The organism is Paraburkholderia acidisoli (assembly GCF_009789675.1).
Taxonomy (GTDB): domain Bacteria; phylum Pseudomonadota; class Gammaproteobacteria; order Burkholderiales; family Burkholderiaceae; genus Paraburkholderia; species Paraburkholderia acidisoli.
In genome coordinates this window covers 212,418-234,882 of record NZ_CP046916.1, presented here as the reverse complement: position 1 = coordinate 234,882, position 22,465 = coordinate 212,418, and the positions used below count along the sequence as shown (strand labels likewise).

Genomic DNA, 22,465 nt, shown 5'->3' with positions numbered 1-22,465 from the left:
CGGCGTGGCGCGGCTAGTTCGCGCACGCCGCCAACGCATCCACATACGGCGACTGCCACGCCGGATCCTGGCCGAACGCGGCGAGATCGGCATGCAGATCGTTCGCGCGCGCGGCGAGGCACGCCCGGCGGTTCGCCTCCACCGCGCGCGGCATCGCCATCAGCGCGAGCGCCACGGAACCGACCGCGAACACGGTGATCGCGCCGCCGAGCAGCCAGTGCCACGCGTCTTCCCTCTTCGCCTTGTTGCCGCCTGCCGTGCGTGCCGAGTCGTGCATCGTGGTTCTCCGTTTCGATATTTGATTAGCAAGACAATCGTTTGGGTAAAAAAAACGGCTGATCTCAAACCAGCTCGTTTCGAATCTTGCGCATGCCTGTCACCGTCGATTCGAACAGCTCCGGGCCGACCTGCGAACGCAAACGGCGCGCGACCTCCGCGCTTGCCGCGTTGATCGGGCCGTCGAGCGCGGCGCCCTGTTCGGTGGGGAAAAGCCCCCACTCGCGGCCGTCCGCCTCGCCCTGGCGGCGTTCGAGCAGCGCCTTGTCGCACAGGCCATCGACGAGACGCGTGGCGGTCGGGCGCGCGATCCCGAGCGTTTGCGCGACATCGCTCGCGAGACAGCCGGGCTTCGCGAGCACGACGCGCAGCACGAAACCTTGCGCGGGCGTCAAGCCGAACGGCGCGTACGCGAGGCTCCACTCGCGCTCCACGAGCCGCGCCAGCGCCGACGAATTGAAGTACAGGCAGTGATCGAACATGCCGTCATCGTTTCATAAATTGATTAGCAAGGCAATCGATATGGTGAGGAGCGCGTATTCGGCGCGCACCAAACCGGTGCCAATACCCGTCTAAATGACCAGGAAAAGCCGCGTCGAAAAACCGCGTCCGGGAAAAAATTCTTATATAAGACTGCCCGAATCCCCCTTCTTTTTACAAGGGTCTTTCCTGGCTTGACAGCCTACATAAGGAGCAAACCTTAAAAATCATGCAATGCAGCAAAATTACCCGAATCGGGCCGGAAACCCTTACCGGACAGGCTTCTCACGTGAAATCGTTTTCGCCAAGGCGCCGCTCGAACAAGGCTGGCGCAGCAATTTTTCGCCCATTCGACGTCGCGCAATGTCATTTTACATTATGAAATTCATGCCGACTTCGGCCCCGCGCGTCCTCAAAATCAGGCAAAATCCACGTGTTTCGCCGACTGCGCGCAGCCGGTGGTTTTGCCACCCCGTTTAATCTCCCCGCCAAGAAGCCGATGAGTACCCAGCAACCCACCATCATCTATACCCTGACCGATGAAGCGCCGCTGCTCGCCACCAGCGCGTTTCTGCCGATCATCCGCACCTTCGCTGCGCCGGCCGGCGTGAACGTCGAGACGAGCGATATCTCCGTGGCAGGCCGTATCCTCGGCGAATTCCCCGAATTCCTCACGGAAGAGCAGCGCGTGCCGGACAACCTGGCTGAACTGGGTCGTCTCACGCAGCTTCCGGAAACCAACATCATCAAGCTGCCGAACATCAGCGCATCGGTGCCGCAGCTCGTCGCCGCGATCAAGGAACTCCAGGGCAAGGGCTACAAGATCCCTGACTTCCCCGAAGATCCGAAGACGGAAGAAGAACAGTCCATTCAGAAGCGCTACTCGAAGTGCCTCGGCTCGGCCGTGAACCCGGTTCTGCGCGAAGGCAACTCGGACCGCCGCGCGCCGCTCGCGGTCAAGAACTACGCGAAGAAGCACCCGCACAGCATGGGCGAGTGGAGCATGGCTTCGCGCACCCACGTCGCGCACATGAAGCACGGCGACTTCTATCACGGCGAAAAGTCGATCACGAACGAGAAAGCGCGCGAAGTGCGCATGGAACTCGTGACGAAGCGCGGCGAAACCATCGTGCTCAAGCCGAAGGTCACGCTGCAAGCCGGCGAGATCGTCGACAGCATGTTCATGAGCAAGAAGGCCCTGCTGGCGTTCTACGAAGAACAGATGGAAGACGCGCGCAAGACCGGCGTCATGCTCTCGCTGCACGTGAAGGCGACCATGATGAAGGTCTCGCACCCGATCGTGTTCGGCCACGCCGTGCGCACGTTCTACAAGGACGCGTTCGCGAAGCACGCGAAGCTGTTCGAACAGCTCGGCGTGAACGTCAACAACGGCCTCGTCGACCTGTACACGAAGATCGAAACGCTGCCGGAATCGCAGCGTGAAGAAGTCATCCGCGACATGCACGCGTGCCACGAGCACCGCCCGGCGCTCGCCATGGTCGACTCGGCCAAGGGCATCTCGAACCTGCACGCGCCGAACGACGTGATCGTCGACGCATCCATGCCGGCCATGATCCGTGCGGGCGGCAAGATGTGGGGCGCCGACGGCCGCCCGGCCGACACGAAGTGCCTGATTCCGGAAAGCACGTTCGCGCGCATCTACCAGGAAATCGTCAACTTCTGCAAGACCAACGGCGCCTTCGACCCGCGCACGATGGGCACGGTGCCGAACGTCGGCCTGATGGCGCAGAAGGCCGAAGAGTACGGTTCGCACGACAAGACGTTCGAGATCAAGGAAGACGGCGAAGCGCGCATCGTCGACAACGCCACGGGCGAAGTCATCGAAGCGCTCACGCAGCAAGTCGAGCAAGGCGACATCTGGCGCATGTGCCTCGTGAAGGACGCGCCGATCCGCGACTGGGTCAAGCTCGCCGTCACGCGCGCGAAGAACTCGGGCATGCCGGCCGTGTTCTGGCTCGACCCGTACCGTCCGCACGAAAACGAGCTGATCAAGAAGGTCGAAACGTACCTGAAGGATTACGACACGAAGGGCCTCGACATCCAGATCATGTCGCAAGTGCGCGCGATGCGTTACACGCTCGAGCGCGTGATCCGCGGTCTGGACACGATCTCGGTCACGGGCAACATTCTGCGCGACTACCTGACCGACCTGTTCCCGATCATGGAACTGGGCACCTCGGCAAAGATGCTCTCGATCGTTCCGCTGATGGCCGGCGGCGGCATGTACGAAACGGGCGCGGGCGGTTCGGCGCCGAAGCACGTGCAGCAGCTGGTGCAGGAAGACCACCTGCGCTGGGACTCGCTCGGCGAATTCCTCGCGCTGGCCGTCTCGCTCGAAGACCTCGGCATCAAGACGAACAACGCGCGTGCGAAGCTGCTCGCGAAGACGCTCGACGCCGCCACGGGCAAGCTGCTCGACAACAACAAGGGTCCGTCGCCGAAGACCGGCGAGCTGGACAACCGCGGCAGCCAGTTCTATCTGTCGATGTACTGGGCACAAGAACTGGCCGCACAGAAGGAAGACGCGGAACTCGCCGCTCAATTCGCGCCGCTCGCGAAGACGCTGGCCGAGAACGAGCAGAAGATCGTGGCCGAGCTGGCCGAAGTGCAAGGCAAGCCGGTCGACATCGGCGGCTACTACAAGCCGGACTTCGCGAAGCTCGCTGAAATCATGCGTCCGAGCAAGACCTTCAACGCTGCTCTCGAAGCCGCTGCGAAGTAAGTGACGGCCCGGGTTCCCTGCTTAGGTGGGGAACCGGCTTCACGAGACGGCTGCATAAGCCTGCTGCACAAACGAATCGGGCCTCCCACATCGCTGTGGGAGGCCCGATTTTTTTGGCGACCCTTGCGGGCCGCCTCACGCTGAACCGGCTTAGTCGTCCAGCAACGAAAGGTCGCGCACCGCGCCCTTGTCGGCCGACATCACCAGCTTCGCGTACGCCTTCAACGCCGCCGTGACTTTACGCGGACGCGGCTTCGCCGGCTTCCAGCCCTTCGCGTTCTGCTCTTCGCGGCGGCGCGCCAGTTCTTCGTCCGAGACGAGCACGTCGATCGTGCGATTCGGAATGTCGATGCGGATCTTGTCACCGTCGCGCACGAGACCGATCGCGCCGCCCGCCGCCGCTTCCGGCGAGCAGTGGCCAATCGACAGACCCGAGGTGCCGCCCGAGAAGCGGCCGTCGGTCAGCAGCGCGCACGCCTTGCCGAGACCCTTCGACTTGATGTAGCTCGTGGGATACAGCATTTCCTGCATGCCCGGACCGCCCTTCGGACCTTCGTAACGGACGATCACGATGTCGCCGGCCTTGACCTTGTCGGCGAGAATGTTCTCGACCGCTTCGTCCTGCGACTCCGTCACGTGCGCCAAGCCCTCGAACACGAGAATGCTTTCGTCCACGCCCGCGGTCTTCACCACGCAGCCGTCGAGCGCGATGTTGCCCGTCAGCACGGCGAGGCCGCCTTCCTTCGAGAATGCATGCTCGTACGAGCGGATGCAGCCTTCGGCGCGGTCCGTGTCGAGACTCGGCCAGCGCGTGTTCTGGCTGAACGCGGTCTGCGTGGGAATGCCCGCGGGACCGGCCATGTAGAACGTCTTCACGGCTTCGTCGTTCGTGAGCGTGATGTCCCACTGCGCGAGCGCGTCTTTCAGCGACGGCGCGTGAACCGTGGGCACGTCGGTGTGCAGCTTGCCCGCGCGATCGAGTTCGCCGAGGATCGCGAAAATGCCGCCCGCGCGATGCACGTCTTCGATGTGGTACTTGTTCGTGTTCGGCGCGACCTTGCACAGCTGCGGCACGATCCGCGAGAGGCGGTCGATGTCCGTCATCGTGAAGTCGATCTCGGCTTCGCGCGCGATGGCGAGCAAGTGCAGGATCGTGTTGGTCGAGCCGCCCATGGCGATGTCGAGCGTCATGGCGTTTTCGAACGCCTTGAAGCCCACCGAACGCGGCAGCACGCGCTCGTCTTCCTGCTCGTAGTACTGGCGGGCCAGTTCGACAATGCGATGACCCGCGCGCTTGAACAGCTGTTCGCGGTCGGCGTGCGTCGCGACCACGGTGCCGTTGCCCGGCAGCGAGAGACCGAGCGCTTCGGTCAGGCAGTTCATCGAGTTGGCCGTGAACATGCCCGAGCACGAACCGCAGGTCGGGCAGGCGGAACGCTCGACTTCGGCGACCTGCTCGTCGGTGTAGTTCTGGTCGGCGGCGATCACCATGGCGTCGACCAGATCGAGCTTCTTGAACTCCATGGCCTTGGTCACGGGATTCGCGAGGCGCGTCTTGCCGGCTTCCATCGGGCCGCCCGAGACGAAGATCACGGGGATGTTCAGGCGCATCGCGGCCATCAGCATGCCCGGCGTGATCTTGTCGCAGTTCGAGATGCAGACCATGGCGTCGGCGCAGTGCGCGTTGACCATGTATTCGACCGAATCGGCGATGATGTCGCGGCTCGGCAGCGAATAGAGCATGCCGTCGTGACCCATGGCGATGCCGTCGTCGACGGCGATCGTGTTGAATTCCTTGGCGACGCCGCCCGCGGCTTCGATTTCGCGCGCGACGAGCTGGCCCAGATCCTTCAGGTGCACGTGGCCCGGCACGAATTGGGTGAACGAGTTGACGACGGCAATGATCGGCTTCGAGAAGTCTTCGTCTTTCATGCCGGTGGCGCGCCACAGCGAGCGCGCCCCAGCCATGTTGCGGCCGGCGGTGGAGGTTTTGGAACGGTATGCGGGCATCGTGGTTGTGGAGTGAAAATCGCAGAAAGGTAGCGGGGCCGCCGGAATAATGGCCCCTTGCGCGCCCGTGCGAACAACCTCTTGAGCTGCGCTCTGGGCAAACCCGTCGATTATCCCACAGGCCCCGGCGGCGCGTCCCGCTGGCCGGTTCGCGCCGCGGCCCGCTTTTTTCGGCGATGCCCCGCGCGACTCGGCCGCGCCTGCATGCGGCTTGCGCCCGGTTTGCGCCCCGATTCAGCGCGCTTTATCCACGGAACGCGACGTTCACACGCCCGCCGCGTCGCCCATCGGGGCCTGCGCGAGGCGCTTGCGGTACACGAAGTACACGAGCGAAATCCCCACGAGCCAGGGCACGCCCACGATCCACGAGATGTTCCAGAACTCGGTGTCGAGCCCCATCGTCACGAGAATCGCCGCGAGCAGCGCGATGCCGGTGATCTGCGCGATCGGGAAAAACGGCATGCGCACGGGCAGCGCGCGGCCGCGCCACGCGCGACGGAAACGCAGGTGCGTGACCAGAATCACGATCCACACGAAGATGCCGCCGAACAGCGCGATCCCGAACAGGTAGTTGTACGCGAGCGGGCTGAAGAACGACACCGCAGCCGCCGCGAGAATGCCCGCGCCCGAGATGAGCGTGGCGACGAGCGGCGTGCCGTTGGCGGAAAGCTGGCCGATCCAGCGCGGCGAATAGCCACCGCGCGCCAGCGAAAACAGCGTGCGCGACGAGAGGTAGATATTCGTGTTCATGCTCGAAAGCGCCGCCGTGATCACCACGAAGTTCATGAGACCGGCCGCGTGCGCGATGCCCGCATGCGCGAACAGCTTCACGAACGGACTTTGCTGCACGACCTTCGCGCCCGCTTCGGTCCACGGCAGATACGCCACCATGATGCCGAGCGCGAGGATGTAGAACAGCGTGAGCCGCAGCACCATGGAGCGCAGTGCGTTGGGAATCGCCTTCGACGGATCCTTCGCCTCGCCCGACGTCACGGCCACGATCTCCACGCCGTAGAACGAGAAGATCGCCATCAGCACGCCCATCCACACGCCTCCGAAACCGTGCGGCATGAAGCCGCCGGGCAGGCCCGTGAGATTGTGCAGACCGATCGCCGCCTGGCCCGTGCCGAAGCCGAGCAGATGTGACAGCCCGACCACGATGAAGCCGAGAATGGCCACGACCTTGATGAGCGCGAACCAGTACTCGAACGAGCCGAAGTTCGTGACCGAGCGGCAGTTGACGTAGACGAGCGCGATGCCGAACGCGATCGACCAGAGCCACACGGGCACGCCCGGGAACCAGAAGCCCATGTACACGCCCACGGCGATCGCTTCGCCGCCCACGGCCACGACTTCGATGATCCAGTACGTGTAGCGCACCACGAAACCGGTCCAGCGGTTCAGATACATCTCGGCATAGGTGCCGAACGAGCCCGCCGTGGGATGCGCGACGGCCATCTCGGCGAGGCTGAACACCATGATGACGGCGATCAGCGCCGCGATCGCATAACTGATGAGCACGCCCGGCCCGGCGTAACCAATGGCGATGCCGCTGCCCATGAACAGGCCCGTGCCGATCGCGCCGCCAATGCCGATCATCGCGATCTGGCGTTGCGTAAGCGCCTTGTGCAAGCCCTTTTCGCGTGAGGTGATACTCGTATCTTCCATGTCCTGGCTCCTTTGCGAGGTGATGGATGCGAGGTCAGGCTGCGGGCAGCAAGGCCGACAGGCTGTCGATAACGGCGGGCTCGGTGAGCACGCCGGGCGAAAGACGCAGGGTCTGGCCGCGCGTGTCCACCAGCACGCCGTTGGCGGCGAGCACGGTTTCGAGCGCGGCCGCTGCGAGGTGCGCGGGCAGGTCGACCATCACGCTGCCACCGCGTTGCGCCTCGTCGCGCGGGGAGCGCAGCGCGTAGCCCTTCTCGTCGCAGAGCGCGATCAGTTGCCTGGAGAGCGCGAGATTGTGTTCGCGCATGCCCGCGGCTTCGGGCGACAAACGCCACGCGAGACCCGGCGCGGACGCCACGAACGGCAAAAACGAGGGCGTGCCGTGATCGAAGCGCCGCGCGTCGGCCGCGAGCGAAAAGCGCGAGAGATCCCAGTTGAACGGATCGGGCTGGCTGAACCAGCCCTGCACCATCGGCGCGAGTTTTTCGTCGATGAGCGCAGGGTTCAGATACGCGAGCCCGGTGCCCGGCGCGCCGCACAGCCACTTGAGCGTGGTCGTGCCGACGAAGTCCACGGCCGGCGCGTTCACGTCGAAGTCCAGAATGCCCGCGCCCTGCGTGATGTCCACGGCAATCAGGCTGCCCTGCGCGCGGCCGTGCGCAACAAGGCGTTCGAGATCGGCGCGCTTCGAAGCCGTGGACGTGACCCACGTGACGATGGCGAGCGCCACGTCGTCCTGCCAGCGCGCGATGAAGGCGTCGTCGCTCACATAGGCCGCGTTGTCTTCGAGCGGCACGGTGTCGAGCGTAAAGCCGAGCACCTTCGCCATGCTCGAGAGCATGTAGTGCAGGCTCGGGAAGCAGTCGCCCGCGATCAGCACGCGGCGGCCTTCGAGCCGCGTGCGGCCGAGCGCGCCCACGAAGCGCGCGAACGCGTCCGTCACGTTTTCGGCGGCGAACACCGCGTGCGCGGGCGCATGCACGAGGCGCGCCCACATGTCGAGCACCTCGCGGCGCGCCTTGAGACCGTAATCCCAGCGTTGCAGGTCGGGGCGGCACCAGTTTGACGCGAACGCATCGAGCGCGCCGCGCACCGCGTCTTCCTGGCCCGGGAACATGCCCACGGAGTGATACAGCAGCCAGCCCGCGCGCGTCGAATCGTCGTTGAGTTTAATCATTCGTCATCCTTATCGAACGCGCCTGCATCAGAACATATGGCGCATGCCGACGGCCACGCCCAGCTGGTTGCTCTTGCCCGGCAGTTCCGTGTACGCACCGCCGCTCACCTTGTTGTAGTCGACGGTCGTGTAGATCTGGCTGCGCTTGGAGAGCGCATATTCGGCGAGCAGCACACCCGTGTAGCGCTTGCCGCCGTTGCCGGCGAAACCGTTCACGTTGTTCATGTCGTCGTAGTAGAACGCGCCCGTGAGCGCGAGCGCCGGCGTGGCTTGATACACCACGCCCGTGAACAACGTCGTGTCGCGGCGCGGGTTCTGCGCGAACGAGCCCTGCGTGACGGTGCGGCTCGAATCGTTGAGCGAGTCGTCGACGAAACCCGTGGCGTCGCGCCCGCCCATGTAGCCCACGAACACCGTGGCCGGTCCGTACGCGTATTTGCCGCCCACGCCCCACATGCGCTGCACGTTGTTGTTCAAGTCGCGCTGTTCCTGATACGTGCCGCCGAAGCTCGCCGGGCCGAGGTCGTACGACACGCGCACGCCCCAGTACGAATTCTGGCTCAGGCTGCCCGGCTGCTGGCCGAAGCCGTAAGTCGCGCCCAGATGCAGGCCGCCGAACTTGCCCGCGTAGGTTGCCGTGTTGTCGATACGGCCGATCGTCATGAAGAACGGCCACGAATTGCCCGTGTAATTCCCCACGGTGAGCGGATCGAAGTCGCCGAAGAAGTTGAACGACTCCGTGCCCTGGCGGCCCAGCGTGAAGGTGCCGTAACGGCCCGAAAGCCCGACATAGGCGTAGCGGCCGAACAGGCGGTTCATGTCGACCTGACCGTTCTGCGGCTCGAAACCGCTTTCGAGGCGAAACAGCGCCGTCATGCCGCCGCCCAGGTCTTCCTGTCCCTTCAAGCCCCAGCGGCTGTTGGTGATCGCGCCATTGGTGAGCTGCACCTGATTGTCGTTTTGCGCGTTCGAATTCGTCGTGAAGCGAATGCTCTGATCGACGATGCCGTACAGCGTGACGTCGCTTTGCGCGAACGCGGTACCTGACAGCCCTACCCCGAGGGTGGCGAGCACAGCCTTGAGTTTGCGTTGCATGGTCTTGTTCTCTCTTTCTTCGATGGGAAACGAAGCACCGTCATCGCATGACAGTGCTTCGGATAACGAACTATTATTATTCGAGGCGCCCACGCGAGCGCGCCCTGCCTCTCAGGTGACCCTCAAGGTTTCATCGGCCAATGAAGTTTTCCAGCCGGTCCATCGCTTCGATCAGGCTCGCGTCGCTGCGCGCGTAGCACAGCCGGATCTGTTGCGCCGATTCTTCGCCGAACGCGATGCCCGGCGCGAGGCCCACGCCCGCGTCGCGCACGGCGCGCTTGCAGAAGTCGAGCGTGTCGCTCACGCCTTCCACGCTGAACATCAGATAAAACGACGCCTGGTTCGGCACGACGCTCACGCCCGGAATCGCGCGCAGACGTTCGAGCGCGATCTTCTGGCCGCCGCGGCAACGCTCGACGAACGACTTCACGAACGGCTCGCCCTCGTTGAGCGCGACCGTCGCGCCCGCTTGCAGGAATGCCTGGCCGCCGCTGGTGTTGAACTGGATGAGCTTCTCGAACGTCTCCAGCATCGCGCGCGGATAGACGAGCCAGCCCATGCGCCAGCCCGTCATGGCCCACGCCTTGGAGAAGCTGTTGATGACGAACACGGGGTCGTCGGGCGTGGCGAGCTCGAGCAGCGAAGGCGCGTGCGAGCGGTCGTAGACGATGCGCTGATACACCTCGTCGGCGAGAATCGCGATACCGCGCTCGCGCGCGAACGCCATGAGTTCGCGCTGCTGTTCGGGCTCGATCATCCAGCCCGTGGGATTGCCCGGCGAGGCGTAGTAGATCGCTTTCGTGCGCGCGTCGCAGGCATCGAACAGACGCTGCAGGTCCAGATGCCAGCCGTCCTCGCCATGCCCGAGCGGCACCGAACGCACTTCGCCGCCCGTGATCGTGATCGCGCGCAGGATGTTGGGCCACGAGGGCGTCACGCACACGACGTTGTCGCCCGGCTCGATGATCGCCTGCGCGACCAGCATCACCGAATTCATGCCCGAGCAGGTAGCCGCGATACGCTCGTCTTCGAGCGTCACGTTGCACAGGCGCTGGTAATACGCGGCGATCGCCTGGCGCAGCGCGGGAACGCCGCGATTCTGCGAGTAGAACGTCTGGCCGTTCGCGAGTGCCGCCATGGCCGCCTCGCTGAACTGCTTCGGCGTGGGCAGGTCGCTTTCGCCCGCCCACAGGCCGATCACGTCGCTGCGCCCGACGCCCAGGCGCCAGACGTCGATGATGGGCGAATCGGGCATGTTGAGGATCGCGTCTCGTGTAAGGCTCATGGCGTGTTCTCCCTCGTTCATTCGTGGTCGTGGCCGGGCGCGGCATCGGCATGATCGCCAGGCGCGCCGAGGCTATGGGCGCGCGCGGAGAGAAAACCCTTGCGCACCATGTCGATGTCGTTGGCGCTGACGGCCATGCGGTAGCCGTCGGCAAAGGCCCGGCGCGCGGCTTCGGCGTCGCCGGTGAAGAGGCCGCAGGCGAGACCGTGTGCGCGCGCCGCCTGTTGCACGCGCTCGCAGTCGCGCGCGAGCACTTCGGCGTCGTGCGTGCCGCGCGAGAGCGCGAGGTCGCCGGTGCCAATGAACAGATAGTCGAGGCCGGGCGTGGCCGCGATGGCCGCGACGTTTTCCACGCCTGCCACCGTTTCGATCATCACGCCCACGGCTACCTCGCGGTCGGCCGCGAGCATGGCGTCCACGCCGGCGAGCAAGGGCCGCACGCCACCGCCCGAACGGCGGCCGTGCGGCGGGTAGCGGCAGGCTTCCACCGCGCGTTGCGCTTCCGCGGCGGTTTCCACCAGCGGCACGAGCACCGAGGCCGCGCCCGCGTCCAGCGCCTGGGCGATCGCGGCGTGGGTGTTCTCGGCGCAGCGCGCGATCACGGGCACACGCCGCGCCGCCGCGCCGATCGCCGCTTCGAGCGTGCCGCGTTCCCACAGGCCGTGTTGCAGGTCGAGCACGAGCGCGCCCGGCTTCGCCTGCGCGGCGAACTCCGCCATCGGCACACTGCCGAGCGCGAGCCAGATCAGATCGAGCGGCGCCGGGGCGTGCAGGGTGGGTTTGAGCGATTGGAACAGCATGTCGATTTCGTTTGCCTCACGAATTCTGAATTCAGTTTCTTGACGAAGGCCAAGGTAAGCGGAGAAAAACCGGCTGTCAAACGAAATCGTTTAGGCCTCAAGCAATTTAAGGGAAGTCCCCGATACGGCTTGACGCAGCGGCGCGTGGGCAGGTTTCCCGGTGGCCGCCACGCGGTGCGTGCCCGCACACCGCCAGCTGACGCATAAACTGAATGCAGATTGATCCTGTCAAGACTGAAATGCGTTTTTTCACGCCCAACACACGGCAAACCCGCTTGACAGCGCCGCGCGCGCCCGCCTACCCTAGATCACGCTTCAGAATCCAGAAAGCCCACGCGGAACCCAGCACAGAACCCATCGCAGAACGACGAGACCTCCAGCCACATGCCCGACTCCACCGCGAAGGTCGTGAAACTGCCCCGGCGCACCGCGCTGCGCCAAACCACGCTCACCGAAACCATCTACACGGAAATCCGCGCGCGCTTGCGGCGCGGCGAGGTCGGCCCCGACGACCGGATCCTCGACTACGAAATCGCCGACGAATTCGACTGCACGCGCATGCCCGTGCGCCAGGCGCTGCTGCGGCTCGTCAACGAGGGCTATCTGATCGGTACCACGCGCGGCTTCGTCATGCCCACGCTCACGAGCGACGACGTGCACGAGATCTTCGAGGTGCGCCGCCTGCTCGAGCCCGCCGCGGCCGCGAGCGCTACCGCATCGCTCGACCGCCAGCTCGACGAGGCGCTCAAGCGGGCCTACCAGCAGGCGCGCAAGGCCTGCGACAAAACCGACAACGAGGCGATGATCGAAGCGAACATCGCGTTTCGCGACGCGTGGCTGGGCGCGGTGCAGAACACGCGGCTACAGGACACCATCCAGCGCTTCGCCGACCATGCGCAGCAAGTGCGGCTCGGCACGCTGCGCGACCAGGCTACGCAGAAGATCGTTGTGGACGGCATGAAGGAACTGCTCGACGGCTTTCTCGAACGCAACCCGAAGAAGGTCAACACGGCCATGACGGCGTTCATCACGCACGCCGAGCAGCGTTATTTCGCGTTGCTGAGCGGTCAGGACTGAACCCGCGAGGAGTATTCGCGCGAGGCCTTCTGCTATTTGGCTTGTTGCTTTTTTTGCCCGATCCGCGCATGCAGCGCGAATTCTGGCGAGTTATCGTTGCCAGGTGGCGTTCGGCATGGGCGAGCGCCCGTGTTGATCGGGGAACGAAACAGGATGAAGACGATGGAAGACGTGCGCGAGCGCACGGCAATGGCCGCGAGCGCACTCGTGCTCGGGCTGGTGGCGGTGGGATCGGGCGCGGCGCTGTGGCTGCGCGCGCTGAGCGAAGAGGCGGATGCCGTCGCGGGCGATCAGGCGGCGTCGGTCGCGGCCGTGCTGATCGGCGTGATTCTGGCAATGTGCGGCGGCCAGTCCTTGTGGCGAATTACCCGGCGATAACGCGCGCCGCGGCGTGACCGTCGCGGGCCACTTTGCCGTTACAGCTTCTCCAGCAACAGCATCACGCCGAGCACCACACCCAGCGAAAACGCGACGCAACCAAGCGCGATGCCCAGATCGATGAACGCCGCGTGGCGCGCCTGCACGTACTCGACCAGCGAGCGCAGCGGGCGCGACATCGGCGTGTTCGTTGCCTGCGCGCCATGCATGGCCGCGCCCATGGCGTCGATATGTTTTTGCAGATGCGTGGTGTCGAGCAGCAGTTGCGGGCCCATGGCGATACTCCTTGCGCGTTCGATAACGAGACGAACATCACGATAGAGCCCGCGGCGGCCCGCGCCTATCGGACGAATTCGATTCGCACGCAGCGCACGCAATGAGAGCGGCCCGCGCCGCGTTCAGAACCTCGCGTGATAGCCAACAAACCCGCCGTCCGGCAGCAGGCCGAACACGAAGGGGCTGTTCTTGTAGACTTCGCCGATCCCCACGCCCGCGCCCAGCAGCGCCCCCGCCAGCACGTCGGTTTGCCAGTGCTGCTGCGCCTTCACGCGCGCGACCATCTCGTACACGGGCACCAGCGCGAGCCCGCTCGACAGCCAGGGATGCGACTCGAAGTTGTTGAGGATGAACGGCGTCACGGCGGCGGTCGTCACCGCCACGTGCAGACTCGGGAACGTTCCCTTGCGGCCCGTGAACCAGCGGCCCGGATCGCTCGTCTCGCTCGGCCCCTGGCGGCCGGTGAGGTATTGCAGCGCTTCAGTGGAAAGCCCGCTGATGCCGATGCTCTCCGCGCTTTCCCAGCAGGTCTTGCCGATGGGCGTTTGCGTGCCTTCCCAGAGCGCGCAGCCGCCGCTGAAGACCGCGAGCGCGATCGGCACGACGTCTTGCGCGGCGAAGATGCCGCCGGTATTGCGATTGACGCGATGGTCGATACCGTCGCCGGCGTTCGCCAACAGCGGCGCGCAGGCGGCCGCCGCCGCGACCAGGGCGGATACGATCGCGCGGCCGCGCGATATGGAAAATCTCACAGCGACTACCCCCGAAAACAGCTTGTTTTAATGTTTTTTGCGGCGTGCTTTTTGCCACCGCGACTCACGCTATTGCCGCTACTACCTCGACAGCGCCTGCGCGCCGTGCGATCTCGGCGCGGCGCGTTGCGGAAACACCAGAATGCACACCACGATGAACGCCAGCAGAATGAGCGAGGCGTAAAAGCGGCTCACGGCGAAACCGCCCTGCGCGACGGGTTTGTCGAGCAGATCGCCAAGCGTCGCGCCCAGCGGACGCGTGAGCACGAACGCCGCCCAAAACAGCAGCGTGCGCGACACGCGGCCCCACATCCACAGCAAGCCAACGGCGACGATACCCGCGCCGAAGATCGCCGCGCCCACTTCGTAGCCGAGCCCGAGACCGCCGAGATCCTCGTCGGCGACCCAATCGCCGAGCGCGGTGCCGAGCGTTTGCGAAAACAGAATGGTGACCCAGTAGAACCACTCGACGCGCGGCGTGGCCACGCTGCCGATCGACACCGTGCCTTCCGTGCGATACCAGATGCCGAGACTCGCGGCGAGCAGCACAACGATGATCGACACGCCGCCCGGATAACCCACGCCGGCGGAGCGGTCGCAGAAGTCGGCGAGCGTGGTGCCGAGCGTGGTGGTCGCGACAATGGTGGCCCAGTAGAGCCACGCGTTGAAGCGGTGCGCGCGCACCTGCGCGAATACGAGCACGAGGAAGGCCGCGAGGAAGATGAGCGTGCCGACGAGATAGCCGAGCTTGAGCGACATCGTCACCCAGTCGCCGCCGGTTTCACCGAGCGTCGTGGCCGCGATCTTGATGATCCAGAAACCGAGCGTGAGCGCAGGCACCTTGCTCAACGCCTGACGCGATGCATCTCCCGCTGCTGAATTCATCGGCTCGCTCCGAGGGCACGTAGAACGTGAAGCCGTTCATCGTAGCCAACGCTAGCTTAACGTTTGCTGAAGGCGCGAAAGAATCGCCAGCGGCATCGGCAATCGGGCATCGGCAAATGACGCAACGATGACAACGCGTACGCCCAGGCCTCAGAACACGCGCCCTTCGGTGAGGTGCGTGGTGACGCCGTTCAGGTCGTAGTCGCCAAGCACGCGTGCTTTGTGCGTGAGCGGATTGTGGCTGAAGATCGTGCGCAGGTTGCGCCAGTGGCGGTCGAAGTTGTGCGTGCGCGCCGTGGCCGAGGCGCCGCCCGCTTCGAACAGCCGTTCCGCCGCCTGCAACGCGAGCTGGCTCACCACGAGTTGCGTGCGCGCGGTCGCGAGCGCGCCTTCGAGCACGAGCGCTTCGGCGTTGGCGTCGCCCGCGAGGATCGCGTTGGCCTGCCGGTCGAGCACGCGGGCATTTTCGCGCACCAGCGCATCGATCGCGTGACTGTGCGCCGCGAGTTCGCCCACGACCTGCTGGATGAACGCGTCTTCGCGCGCGCTCGGCGCCGGGCTGTGCAGCGCGGGCCGGCCGTGATGGATCACATAATGCTTCGCATCGCTAACAATATTGCGAACGATGCCGGCCGCCACCGCCACGAGATGCAGTTGCCGCAGCGCGCCCGTATGTCGCCCGACCAGCGAGCCGAGCACGCGCGGCGAGACTTCTCCGGCCTGCACGAGCAGATTCTCGAACACGAGACCGCCGCTCGCGGTCATGCGCTGGCCCATGCCGTCCCAGTCGTCGAGCACGCGAAACCCTTCGCGCTGCACAGGCACGATCGCGATCACCGGGGCGCCCGCGTCGTCCTGCACGTTCAGGCGCGCGTAGTCGGAGAAGGCCGTGCCGGTTGCATAGTATTTGCGCCCATCCAGCCGATAGTGCGCGCCGTCGCGGCGCAGTTGCACCGTGATCTCGCCGGGCCGCGCGGTGCCGAGTTCCGTCGAGGCGCCGCCGAAAATCGCGCCCGCGGCCACGCGGCGGATCTGCGTATCGTTGAACGGCGAACGCGGTGAGAGCGTCAGCACTTCCGTCTGATCGAAGTGCAGGCGCAACGCATGCGCGAGATTGCTTTCGGCCGCGCCGAGCGTGGCGACCAGTTCGAACACGTCGACGAGCGAGCCGCCCAGGCCGCCCCACGCCACCGGCAAACGCAAGCGCCCCAACCCCGACTCGCGGAAACGCGTCGCCGCGTCGAACGGCAATTCGCGCCGCACTTCACGCGCGGCCGCGCCTTGCGCGATCGCCTGCGCGAGTTCTCGCAATCCGGCGAGCGCGGGTTGAGCGGGCGTGGCGGGTGATGCCGCCTCGACAGCAGAGGTCGGCACGGAAGATTCGGTCGCGGGCATTCTCGTTCCTTCGCATGATGCGCGGCACGCGGCCGCCGGGCAGCAAAGTATAGGAATGCGCGCGCGGCGCGATAACGATGGATTTCGACTTACGTTATGCGCGGCGCTGCAAAGCGCGCACGCCATCACATGATTACGCCGTGGCGCCCAGTCCTTCTTCCGCGATCAGATCGGTGAGCAGCGCCACGAACGCATTCGCCGCGAGCGTCGTGGCGGCGCGGCGGCGCGACAACAGCGCGACCGTGCGTTGCGGCAAGGCGGGGGTAACCGCCAGCGAAACGAGCCCGCGATGCTCGCGCAGGACCGCCGAAGGCAGCAGCGTGGCGAGCGTGCCGTCTTTCACGAGCTTGAGCACGGTGCCCACGGAATTGGCCTGCAACATCACCTGCGGGCTGAGTTGATGCGCGCGGAAATAAGCGTCGGCGAAACGGCGTACCACGAAGTCGGCGCTCAGGAGCGCGAGCGGCATGCTCTCCAGTTGCTGCGACGAGACCGCCTCGCGCCGCCGCGCGAGCGGGTGCCGCGTCGCCACGAGCAACGCCATCTGCTCGGCGAACAGCGGACGCACGTCGATTTCGTCGGAGCGCACGTCGGTGAAACCGATGCCCAGATCGAGTTCGTCGCGCTCCAGGCCGCCTTCGATATCTTCGAGCGGCCGCTCGCTCACCTCGATCGCGAGCGCCGGATGCGCCGCGCGAAAACGGCGCAGCGCGGGCCCGATCAAATATTCGGCGAAGGTGGGGGTGTAAGCCAGCCGCAAGAGTCCGCGCGTGAGGTCGCGCACGTCGTGCAACGCGCGGCGCCCCGCGTCGAGATGCGCGAGCGCCTCGCGCGCGTGTTCGATGTAGACACGGCCGAATTCGGTAAGGCTGATCGCCCGGCCGCTGCGGTCGAACAGCTCGCCGCCGAGTTCGGCTTCTAGCTGGCGTATCTGCTGCGAGAGCGCGGGCTGCGACACGTGCAGCACTTCCGCCGCGCGCGTGAAGTTCTTCAACTCCGCCACGGTGATCACGTAGCGTATCGCACGAAGCATCAAGGTGGCTGTCTCCCCGCTCGCTTGCACCCTCGGTCATCCGCCGGCGCCTGGCCACGCACCCTGCCAGGCATTCGGAATCGAGATTCGGTCCGCGCGCGTTGCAACCATAAGCCGCGCTTATCGTGACGATCCGAATATCGTCTTGGACGCCGCCGCGCGCGCTGCGCAAAATAGTACGCAAAGTGGTGGCGCACGCGTGAACCGGCGTTCGCGCACCATTCTACCGTCGGGAGTCAAGCGGATGTTCGAGTCGTTCACGATGAGCGTGCTGGCCGTGTGCGCAGGCGCCTGCCTGACATTTCTTACGGCCATTCTGCTGCCCGAACCGGTCGCGGCCAAGGGCGCGCGCGGCGGCCTCTACGCGGGGCTCGGCGAGGAAAACGACGCGCCGCTCACGCGCGCACGCCGCGCGAACGCGCCTTTGCCGTGGCGCGCGCCGCGCTTCGTCGGGTTCAGTAGACGTCGCGCACGTAGCGCCGGTCCCGCGCGAGCCCACTGACGTAATCCTGCGCGGCCTCGCCGCTCAGGCCGCCGTGCGCCGCGACCACGTCTTTCAGCGCGGCATCCACGTCTTTTGCCATGCGGCTCGCGTCGCCGCACACGTACAGATGCGCGCCGTCCTGGAGCCACGACCAGAGTTGGGCGCCCTGCTCGCGCATGCGGTCCTGCACATAGACCTTGTCGCTCTGATCGCGCGAAAACGCGAGATCGAGCCGCGCGAGGTGGCCGTCCTGCTGCATCGTCTCCAGTTCCTCGCGGTAGTAGAAGTCGGTGGCCGCGTGCTGCTCGCCGAAGAAGAGCCAGTTGCGGCCCGCGTCGCCGCGCGCGCGGCGCTCGTGCAGAAAGGCGCGGAACGGCGCGACGCCCGTGCCGGGGCCGACCATGATCATCGGCGTGTCGCCGTTGCGCGGCGGACGGAAATGCGTGCTCTTCTGCACGAACACGGGCACGCTGCCCGCCTCGGCGCGGTCGGCGAGAAACGTGGATGCCACGCCTTTACGCTCGCGCCGGCCATTGTTGTAGCGCACCGCCGACACGGTCAGATGCACTTCGCCCGCGTGCGCCTTCGGACTCGACGAAATCGAATAGAGGCGCGGCTGCAGACGCTTCAACATGCCAAGTAGTTCGGATGGCGAAACATCCACGGGATATTCGTGCAGCACGTCGGCAATCTGCTGGCCCCAGAGCCAGTTGCGCAAATCCGCCTTGCGCGCTTCGCCGAGCAGTTCGGCCAGACCGCGCGAACGCGTGCGCGCCGCGATGAACGCGAGCGCGTCGGGGCTCGGGCGCGCGATTTCGTAGTGGCGAGCCAGCGCGTCGGCGAGACGCATGTCGCCGTGGCCGCTCACGCTTACGCTCGCGTCGCCCGCCAGCCGCGTGAGATGCAGCAGTTCGTCGACGAGCGCCGGGCAGTTGGTCGGCCACACACCCAGCGCGTCGCCGGCCTCGTAGTCGAGTCCCGCTTCGCCCGTAGCCAGCGAGAAGTAGCGCGTGTCCTTGGTCGCGCCCTGCAGGTTCAGGCGCACGTTGCGCAGCAGGCGCGAGGTGGCCGGGCGCGCCTTGGTCGCGGCGCAGCCGGGCAGCACGTCGGGAATCGCGCCTTCGGGGGGGACGGCGTGCAGCGCGGTGTCTTCCTCCTTGATGCGCACGACGATGCGTTCGAGCCAGGCGTCGGCGGCGGGCTGGAATTCGCTGTCGCAGTCGGTGCGCTCCATCAGGCGCGTGGCGCCCAGCGCTTCGAGGCGCGCGTCGAGACGGCGGCCGTGACCGCAGAACTGGTCGTAATTGCGGTCGCCGAACGCGAGCACGGCAAAGCGCAGCGCGGCCAGACGCGGCGCGTTCTGCGCGTTGAGCGCGCTCCACAACGGCTCGCCGTTGTCGGGCGCGTCGCCGTCGCCGAAGGTGCTCGTCATCAGCAACGCGTACTGCGCTTTTTCGAGGTTCGCGAGCGGGTAGTCGGACATGCAGGCGGTGCGGATCTCGAAGCCCGACTGCATCAGATGCGTCGCGTACAACTCCACGAGCGATTCCACGTTGCCCGTTTGCGACGCCCACAGCAACACGACTTTCGGCCGCGTGTGCGCGATACGCACGCCTTGCGGCGGGTCTTCCGCCACGCTCATGTCGACGGGCGCGGCCAATGCCGCGCGCGCACTCGCGGCCGGTTCCACGCGGCTGAACAGCCCCGCGAGCAGGCCGTCGAGATAGACCCGCGTGCCCGGCGCGAACGGCGCCTGCGCGGGCAGCACGGGCACGCCCACGGCCTCGTGCGTCTTCAGCGAACGCAGGCCGCCGACGAAACCGGCGAGGTACTGGCGCTCCGCGGCGCTCAATGGCGGTGCGGGAACGTCGTCGAGGCCGAGCAGCGTCGAGAAGGCATCGATACGGGACATGTCGTGTTCCTGAGACGGGTTGACGGCGTGCGGGTCCCGCGCGCCGGGGCTCGCATCGGCGATGGCGGCATCGGCATCGGCATCGGCATCGACATCGGCATCGGCTCGATTGCGGCCAGACCTTGGCGTTTCCGCCGGCACGTCGGGCCCGACGCGCGTAAGCGCGACCGCGCAAAACTTGAGTTCGGGCTGCTGCGAGATCGCGTCCACCGCGTCGCTCGTCACCGCGTTCACGCACAGGTCTTCGCCGTATACGTCGTTCCAGTGCATGGGCGCGAAGCAGTTGCCCGGGCGCACGCGCTCGGTCACCACGGCGGGCAGCACCACGCGGCCGCGGCGCGAGCGCACTTCCACGCGATCTTTCGCGGCCACGCCCAGTTGCGCCGCATCTTCGGGATGAATCTCCACGAACGGGCCCGGGTTGAGCTTGTTGAGCATCGGCACCTTGCCCGTCTTCGTCATCGTGTGCCATTGATGTTGCAGGCGGCCCGTGTTGAAGACGATCGGGAACGTGGCGTCGGGCAACTCGGCGGGCGCGACGTGCGGGCGCGCGAAAAACACGCCTTTGCCATGCGGCGTGGCGAACACGAGGCGCGGCCGCGTGCCGTCGGCGTCTTCCTTCAGCGTTTGGCTCACGCCGTCGTTCAGATACCGGACAGGATGCCGATCCTCGCTGGAATCCGTCGCGATTGGCCATTGCAGCGGCGTCTCGCGCAGCTTCGCATGGCTCGCGCCGCGCAGGTCGTAGCCCGTGTTCGGATTCGCGAAGCGCGTGATTTCGTCGAACACCTCCGCGGCGCTCGCGTAGTCGAACGCTTCGGCAAAGCCCATTTCGCATGCCACGCGCGCGATGATCCGCCAGTCGGGCAGCGCTTCGCCGGGCGGTTCGACGGCCTGCTGCGTGAGCGTCAGGTTGCGCTCGGAGTTGATCATCACGCCTTCGGCCTCGGCCCACAGCGCGCCGGGCAGCAGGACGTCGGCATAGGCGTTGGTTTCCGTGTCGAGAAATGCGTCCTGCGCGATCACGAGTTCGGCGGCCTTGAGGCCCGCGACCACGGTCTGCCGGTTCGCCACGCTCGCGACCGGATTCGTGCAGATGATCCAGCACGCCTTGATCTCGCCCGCGCTCATGCGCGAGAACATGTCGATGGTGCCCGTGCCCACTTTCTGCGGCAGCGTGCCCGCGGGCACGTTCCACTGCTGCTCGACGAACGCGCGGTCGTCGGCGGACAGCACCGTGCGCTGGCCAGGCAAGCCCGGACCCATGTAACCCATTTCGCGGCCGCCCATCGCGTTCGGCTGGCCCGTGAGCGAGAACGGGCCGCTGCCCTCGCGGCAGATCCTGCCCGTCGCGAGATGCAGATTGCAGATCGCGTTGGTGCTCCACGTGCCGTGCGTGCTCTGGTTCAGGCCCATGGTCCAGCAACTCATGAACTCGGGCGCCTCGCCCATCCATTGCGCCGCGCGACGAATGTCGGCCTCGGCGAGGCCCGTGATCGCGGCCACCTTCTCCGGCGTGTAGTCGTCGAGAAACGCGGGCATCGCGTCCCAGCCTTCGGTGTACTGAGCGATGAACGCCGCGTTCGTGTGACCGTTCCGGTGCAGCAGATGCAGCAGGCCGTTGAGCAGCGCGAGGTCGGTGCCGGGCGTGATCTGCAGAAACAGCGAGGCCTTGTCGGCGGTCGCGTTGCGGCGCGGGTCCACCACGATCAGCTTCGCGCCCGCCTTCACGCGGTCCATCATGCGCAGGAACAGGATCGGATGGCAGTCCGCCATGTTCGCGCCGATCACGAAGAACAGGTCGGCCTTGTCGAAGTCGCGGTACGAGCCGGGTGGGCCGTCTGCACCCAGCGAAAGCTTGTAGCCGCTGCCCGCGCTCGCCATGCACAAACGCGAGTTCGACTCGATGTTGTTGGTGCGCACGTAGCCCTTGGCCAGCTTGTTGACGAGGTACTGGGCCTCGATCGACATCTGCCCCGACACATAGAACGAGAGCGCGTCCGGACCGTGCGCGTCGAGCGTCGCGCGCAGGCGGCGCGCCGTGTCGGCGATCGCTTGCGCCACGGGCAGCGGCACCGGGTCTTCGTCGCGCGCATGACGCACGAACGCGCGTTCGAGCCGGCCCGACTTGCGCAACGCCACGTGCGCCGAAGTGCCCTTCGTGCAGAGCCGCCCGAAGTTGCTGGGGTGCTCGGCGTCGCCGGAAATCTTCGTGACCTGGCCGTCTTCGACGTGCAGGATCATGCCGCACCCCACGCCGCAATACGGACACACGCTCTTTACGCTCTTGCTGGTCATGCCGTGGATCGCTTTCCGCTGCCCTGTGTGTACCTGTCGCCGCGCTCTCGCGCCGCGCCGTTCTCCTGCCCGCGCCTCAGCGCTTCAGCACGTTAGGCGGCCACCCACACCTGGCCGTTTTCCACGCGTGCCGCGAACGCGCTCACCGAATGCTGCGGCGCTTCGAGGCATTCGCCCGTGGCGAGATCGAAGTGATGCTTGTAGATGGGCGAGGCCACCACGACGCGTTCGCCGAGGCTGCCGACCAGCCCGCGCGAGAGCACGGCCGCATGCGAGTTCGGGTCGTAATTGCCGATGGCGTAGACGCGCGCGTTGCCGTCGTCGACATGAAACACGGCGACCTGCTCGCCTTTGACAAGCGCGCACACGCCCGTATTGGGCACGATGTCGTCGAGCGTGCAGACGGGAAACCACGACGCCACATGATGTTCGCTATGCATT

The 22,465-nt window shown here is 65.9% G+C and carries 19 protein-coding genes; 4 read left to right on the top strand and 15 right to left on the bottom strand.

Annotated features, from left to right (window positions below; translation table 11 throughout):
• Window positions 1-13: 13 nt before the first annotated feature.
• Together FAZ98_RS29605 and FAZ98_RS29600 are read right to left on the bottom strand one after the other, a co-directional pair.
• Window positions 14-277, bottom strand: a complete 264-nt coding sequence (locus tag FAZ98_RS29605; RefSeq protein ID WP_158956976.1) for a hypothetical protein — start codon at window positions 275-277, stop codon at window positions 14-16.
• 64 nt (window positions 278-341) lie between these two features.
• Window positions 342-758: a MarR family winged helix-turn-helix transcriptional regulator gene (locus FAZ98_RS29600; RefSeq protein WP_158956974.1), complete on the bottom strand. Its 417-nt coding sequence runs from the start codon at window positions 756-758 to the stop codon at window positions 342-344.
• Window positions 759-1,255: 497 nt separating this feature from the next.
• On the opposite strand from FAZ98_RS29600, the gene FAZ98_RS29595 reads away from it, so the two are divergent.
• Window positions 1,256-3,499, top strand: a complete 2,244-nt coding sequence (locus FAZ98_RS29595) for an NADP-dependent isocitrate dehydrogenase (RefSeq protein ID WP_158956972.1) — start codon at window positions 1,256-1,258, stop codon at window positions 3,497-3,499.
• Window positions 3,500-3,649: 150 nt separating this feature from the next.
• Here the strand turns inward: FAZ98_RS29595 and ilvD are convergent, their stop codons facing one another.
• From ilvD to FAZ98_RS29565, 6 genes are all read right to left on the bottom strand, one after another.
• Window positions 3,650-5,509, bottom strand: a complete 1,860-nt coding sequence (gene ilvD, locus FAZ98_RS29590) for a dihydroxy-acid dehydratase (protein WP_158956970.1) — start codon at window positions 5,507-5,509, stop codon at window positions 3,650-3,652.
• Window positions 5,510-5,773: 264 nt separating this feature from the next.
• The gene (locus FAZ98_RS29585) at window positions 5,774-7,177 is read right to left on the bottom strand and encodes an amino acid permease (RefSeq protein WP_158956968.1); all 1,404 of its coding nucleotides are present in this window, start codon (window positions 7,175-7,177) and stop codon (window positions 5,774-5,776) included.
• Window positions 7,178-7,211: 34 nt separating this feature from the next.
• On the bottom strand, window positions 7,212-8,354 hold the full coding sequence (locus tag FAZ98_RS29580; RefSeq protein WP_158956966.1) for an aminotransferase class V-fold PLP-dependent enzyme: 1,143 nt from the start codon (window positions 8,352-8,354) through the stop codon (window positions 7,212-7,214).
• 27 nt (window positions 8,355-8,381) lie between these two features.
• Window positions 8,382-9,449 (bottom strand): porin, encoded by a 1,068-nt coding sequence (locus FAZ98_RS29575; protein WP_158956964.1) that lies wholly within the window; start codon window positions 9,447-9,449, stop codon window positions 8,382-8,384.
• A 130-nt stretch (window positions 9,450-9,579) separates the two neighbouring features.
• Complete coding sequence (locus FAZ98_RS29570) at window positions 9,580-10,734, bottom strand: pyridoxal phosphate-dependent aminotransferase (RefSeq protein WP_158956962.1); 1,155 nt, start codon at window positions 10,732-10,734, stop codon at window positions 9,580-9,582.
• Between the two features lie 17 nt (window positions 10,735-10,751).
• Window positions 10,752-11,534, bottom strand: coding sequence for an HpcH/HpaI aldolase family protein (locus FAZ98_RS29565; RefSeq protein ID WP_158956960.1), 783 nt, complete (start codon window positions 11,532-11,534; stop codon window positions 10,752-10,754).
• A gap of 384 nt (window positions 11,535-11,918) precedes the next feature.
• On the opposite strand from FAZ98_RS29565, the gene FAZ98_RS29560 reads away from it, so the two are divergent.
• A complete protein-coding gene (locus tag FAZ98_RS29560) occupies window positions 11,919-12,611 on the top strand; it encodes a GntR family transcriptional regulator (RefSeq protein WP_158956958.1) in 693 nt (230 codons plus the stop codon).
• A 153-nt stretch (window positions 12,612-12,764) separates the two neighbouring features.
• Window positions 12,765-12,989, top strand: a complete 225-nt coding sequence (locus FAZ98_RS29555; RefSeq protein WP_158956956.1) for a hypothetical protein — start codon at window positions 12,765-12,767, stop codon at window positions 12,987-12,989.
• Between the two features lie 38 nt (window positions 12,990-13,027).
• Here FAZ98_RS29555 and FAZ98_RS29550 read toward each other — a convergent pair whose 3' ends face one another.
• The 5 genes from FAZ98_RS29550 to cynR all read right to left on the bottom strand — a co-directional run bounded on the left by FAZ98_RS29550 (window position 13,028) and on the right by cynR (window position 17,330).
• Window positions 13,028-13,264 carry a hypothetical protein gene (locus FAZ98_RS29550; RefSeq protein WP_158956954.1) on the bottom strand — a complete coding sequence of 79 codons (237 nt, stop codon included), beginning with the start codon at window positions 13,262-13,264 and terminating at the stop codon, window positions 13,028-13,030.
• Between the two features lie 123 nt (window positions 13,265-13,387).
• Window positions 13,388-14,017 (bottom strand): phosphatase PAP2 family protein, encoded by a 630-nt coding sequence (locus tag FAZ98_RS29545; protein WP_158956952.1) that lies wholly within the window; start codon window positions 14,015-14,017, stop codon window positions 13,388-13,390.
• Window positions 14,018-14,098: 81 nt separating this feature from the next.
• Window positions 14,099-14,902, bottom strand: coding sequence for a COG4705 family protein (locus FAZ98_RS29540; RefSeq protein WP_158956950.1), 804 nt, complete (start codon window positions 14,900-14,902; stop codon window positions 14,099-14,101).
• Between the two features lie 150 nt (window positions 14,903-15,052).
• Complete coding sequence (locus tag FAZ98_RS29535) at window positions 15,053-16,297, bottom strand: acyl-CoA dehydrogenase family protein (RefSeq protein ID WP_158956948.1); 1,245 nt, start codon at window positions 16,295-16,297, stop codon at window positions 15,053-15,055.
• Window positions 16,298-16,430: 133 nt separating this feature from the next.
• Window positions 16,431-17,330, bottom strand: a complete 900-nt coding sequence (gene cynR, locus FAZ98_RS29530) for a transcriptional regulator CynR (RefSeq protein WP_233273008.1) — start codon at window positions 17,328-17,330, stop codon at window positions 16,431-16,433.
• A gap of 244 nt (window positions 17,331-17,574) precedes the next feature.
• Between cynR and FAZ98_RS29525 the strand changes: the two genes are divergently transcribed.
• Window positions 17,575-17,832 carry a hypothetical protein gene (locus tag FAZ98_RS29525; RefSeq protein WP_158956944.1) on the top strand — a complete coding sequence of 86 codons (258 nt, stop codon included), beginning with the start codon at window positions 17,575-17,577 and terminating at the stop codon, window positions 17,830-17,832.
• Here the strand turns inward: FAZ98_RS29525 and FAZ98_RS29520 are convergent.
• Window positions 17,786-22,024 (bottom strand): bifunctional nitrate reductase/sulfite reductase flavoprotein subunit alpha, encoded by a 4,239-nt coding sequence (locus FAZ98_RS29520; RefSeq protein WP_158956942.1) that lies wholly within the window; start codon window positions 22,022-22,024, stop codon window positions 17,786-17,788. The genes FAZ98_RS29525 and FAZ98_RS29520 overlap by 47 nt on opposite strands.
• 92 nt (window positions 22,025-22,116) lie before the next feature.
• On the bottom strand, window positions 22,117-22,464 hold the full coding sequence (gene nirD, locus FAZ98_RS29515; protein ID WP_158956940.1) for a nitrite reductase small subunit NirD: 348 nt from the start codon (window positions 22,462-22,464) through the stop codon (window positions 22,117-22,119).
• Window position 22,465 lies beyond the last annotated feature (1 nt).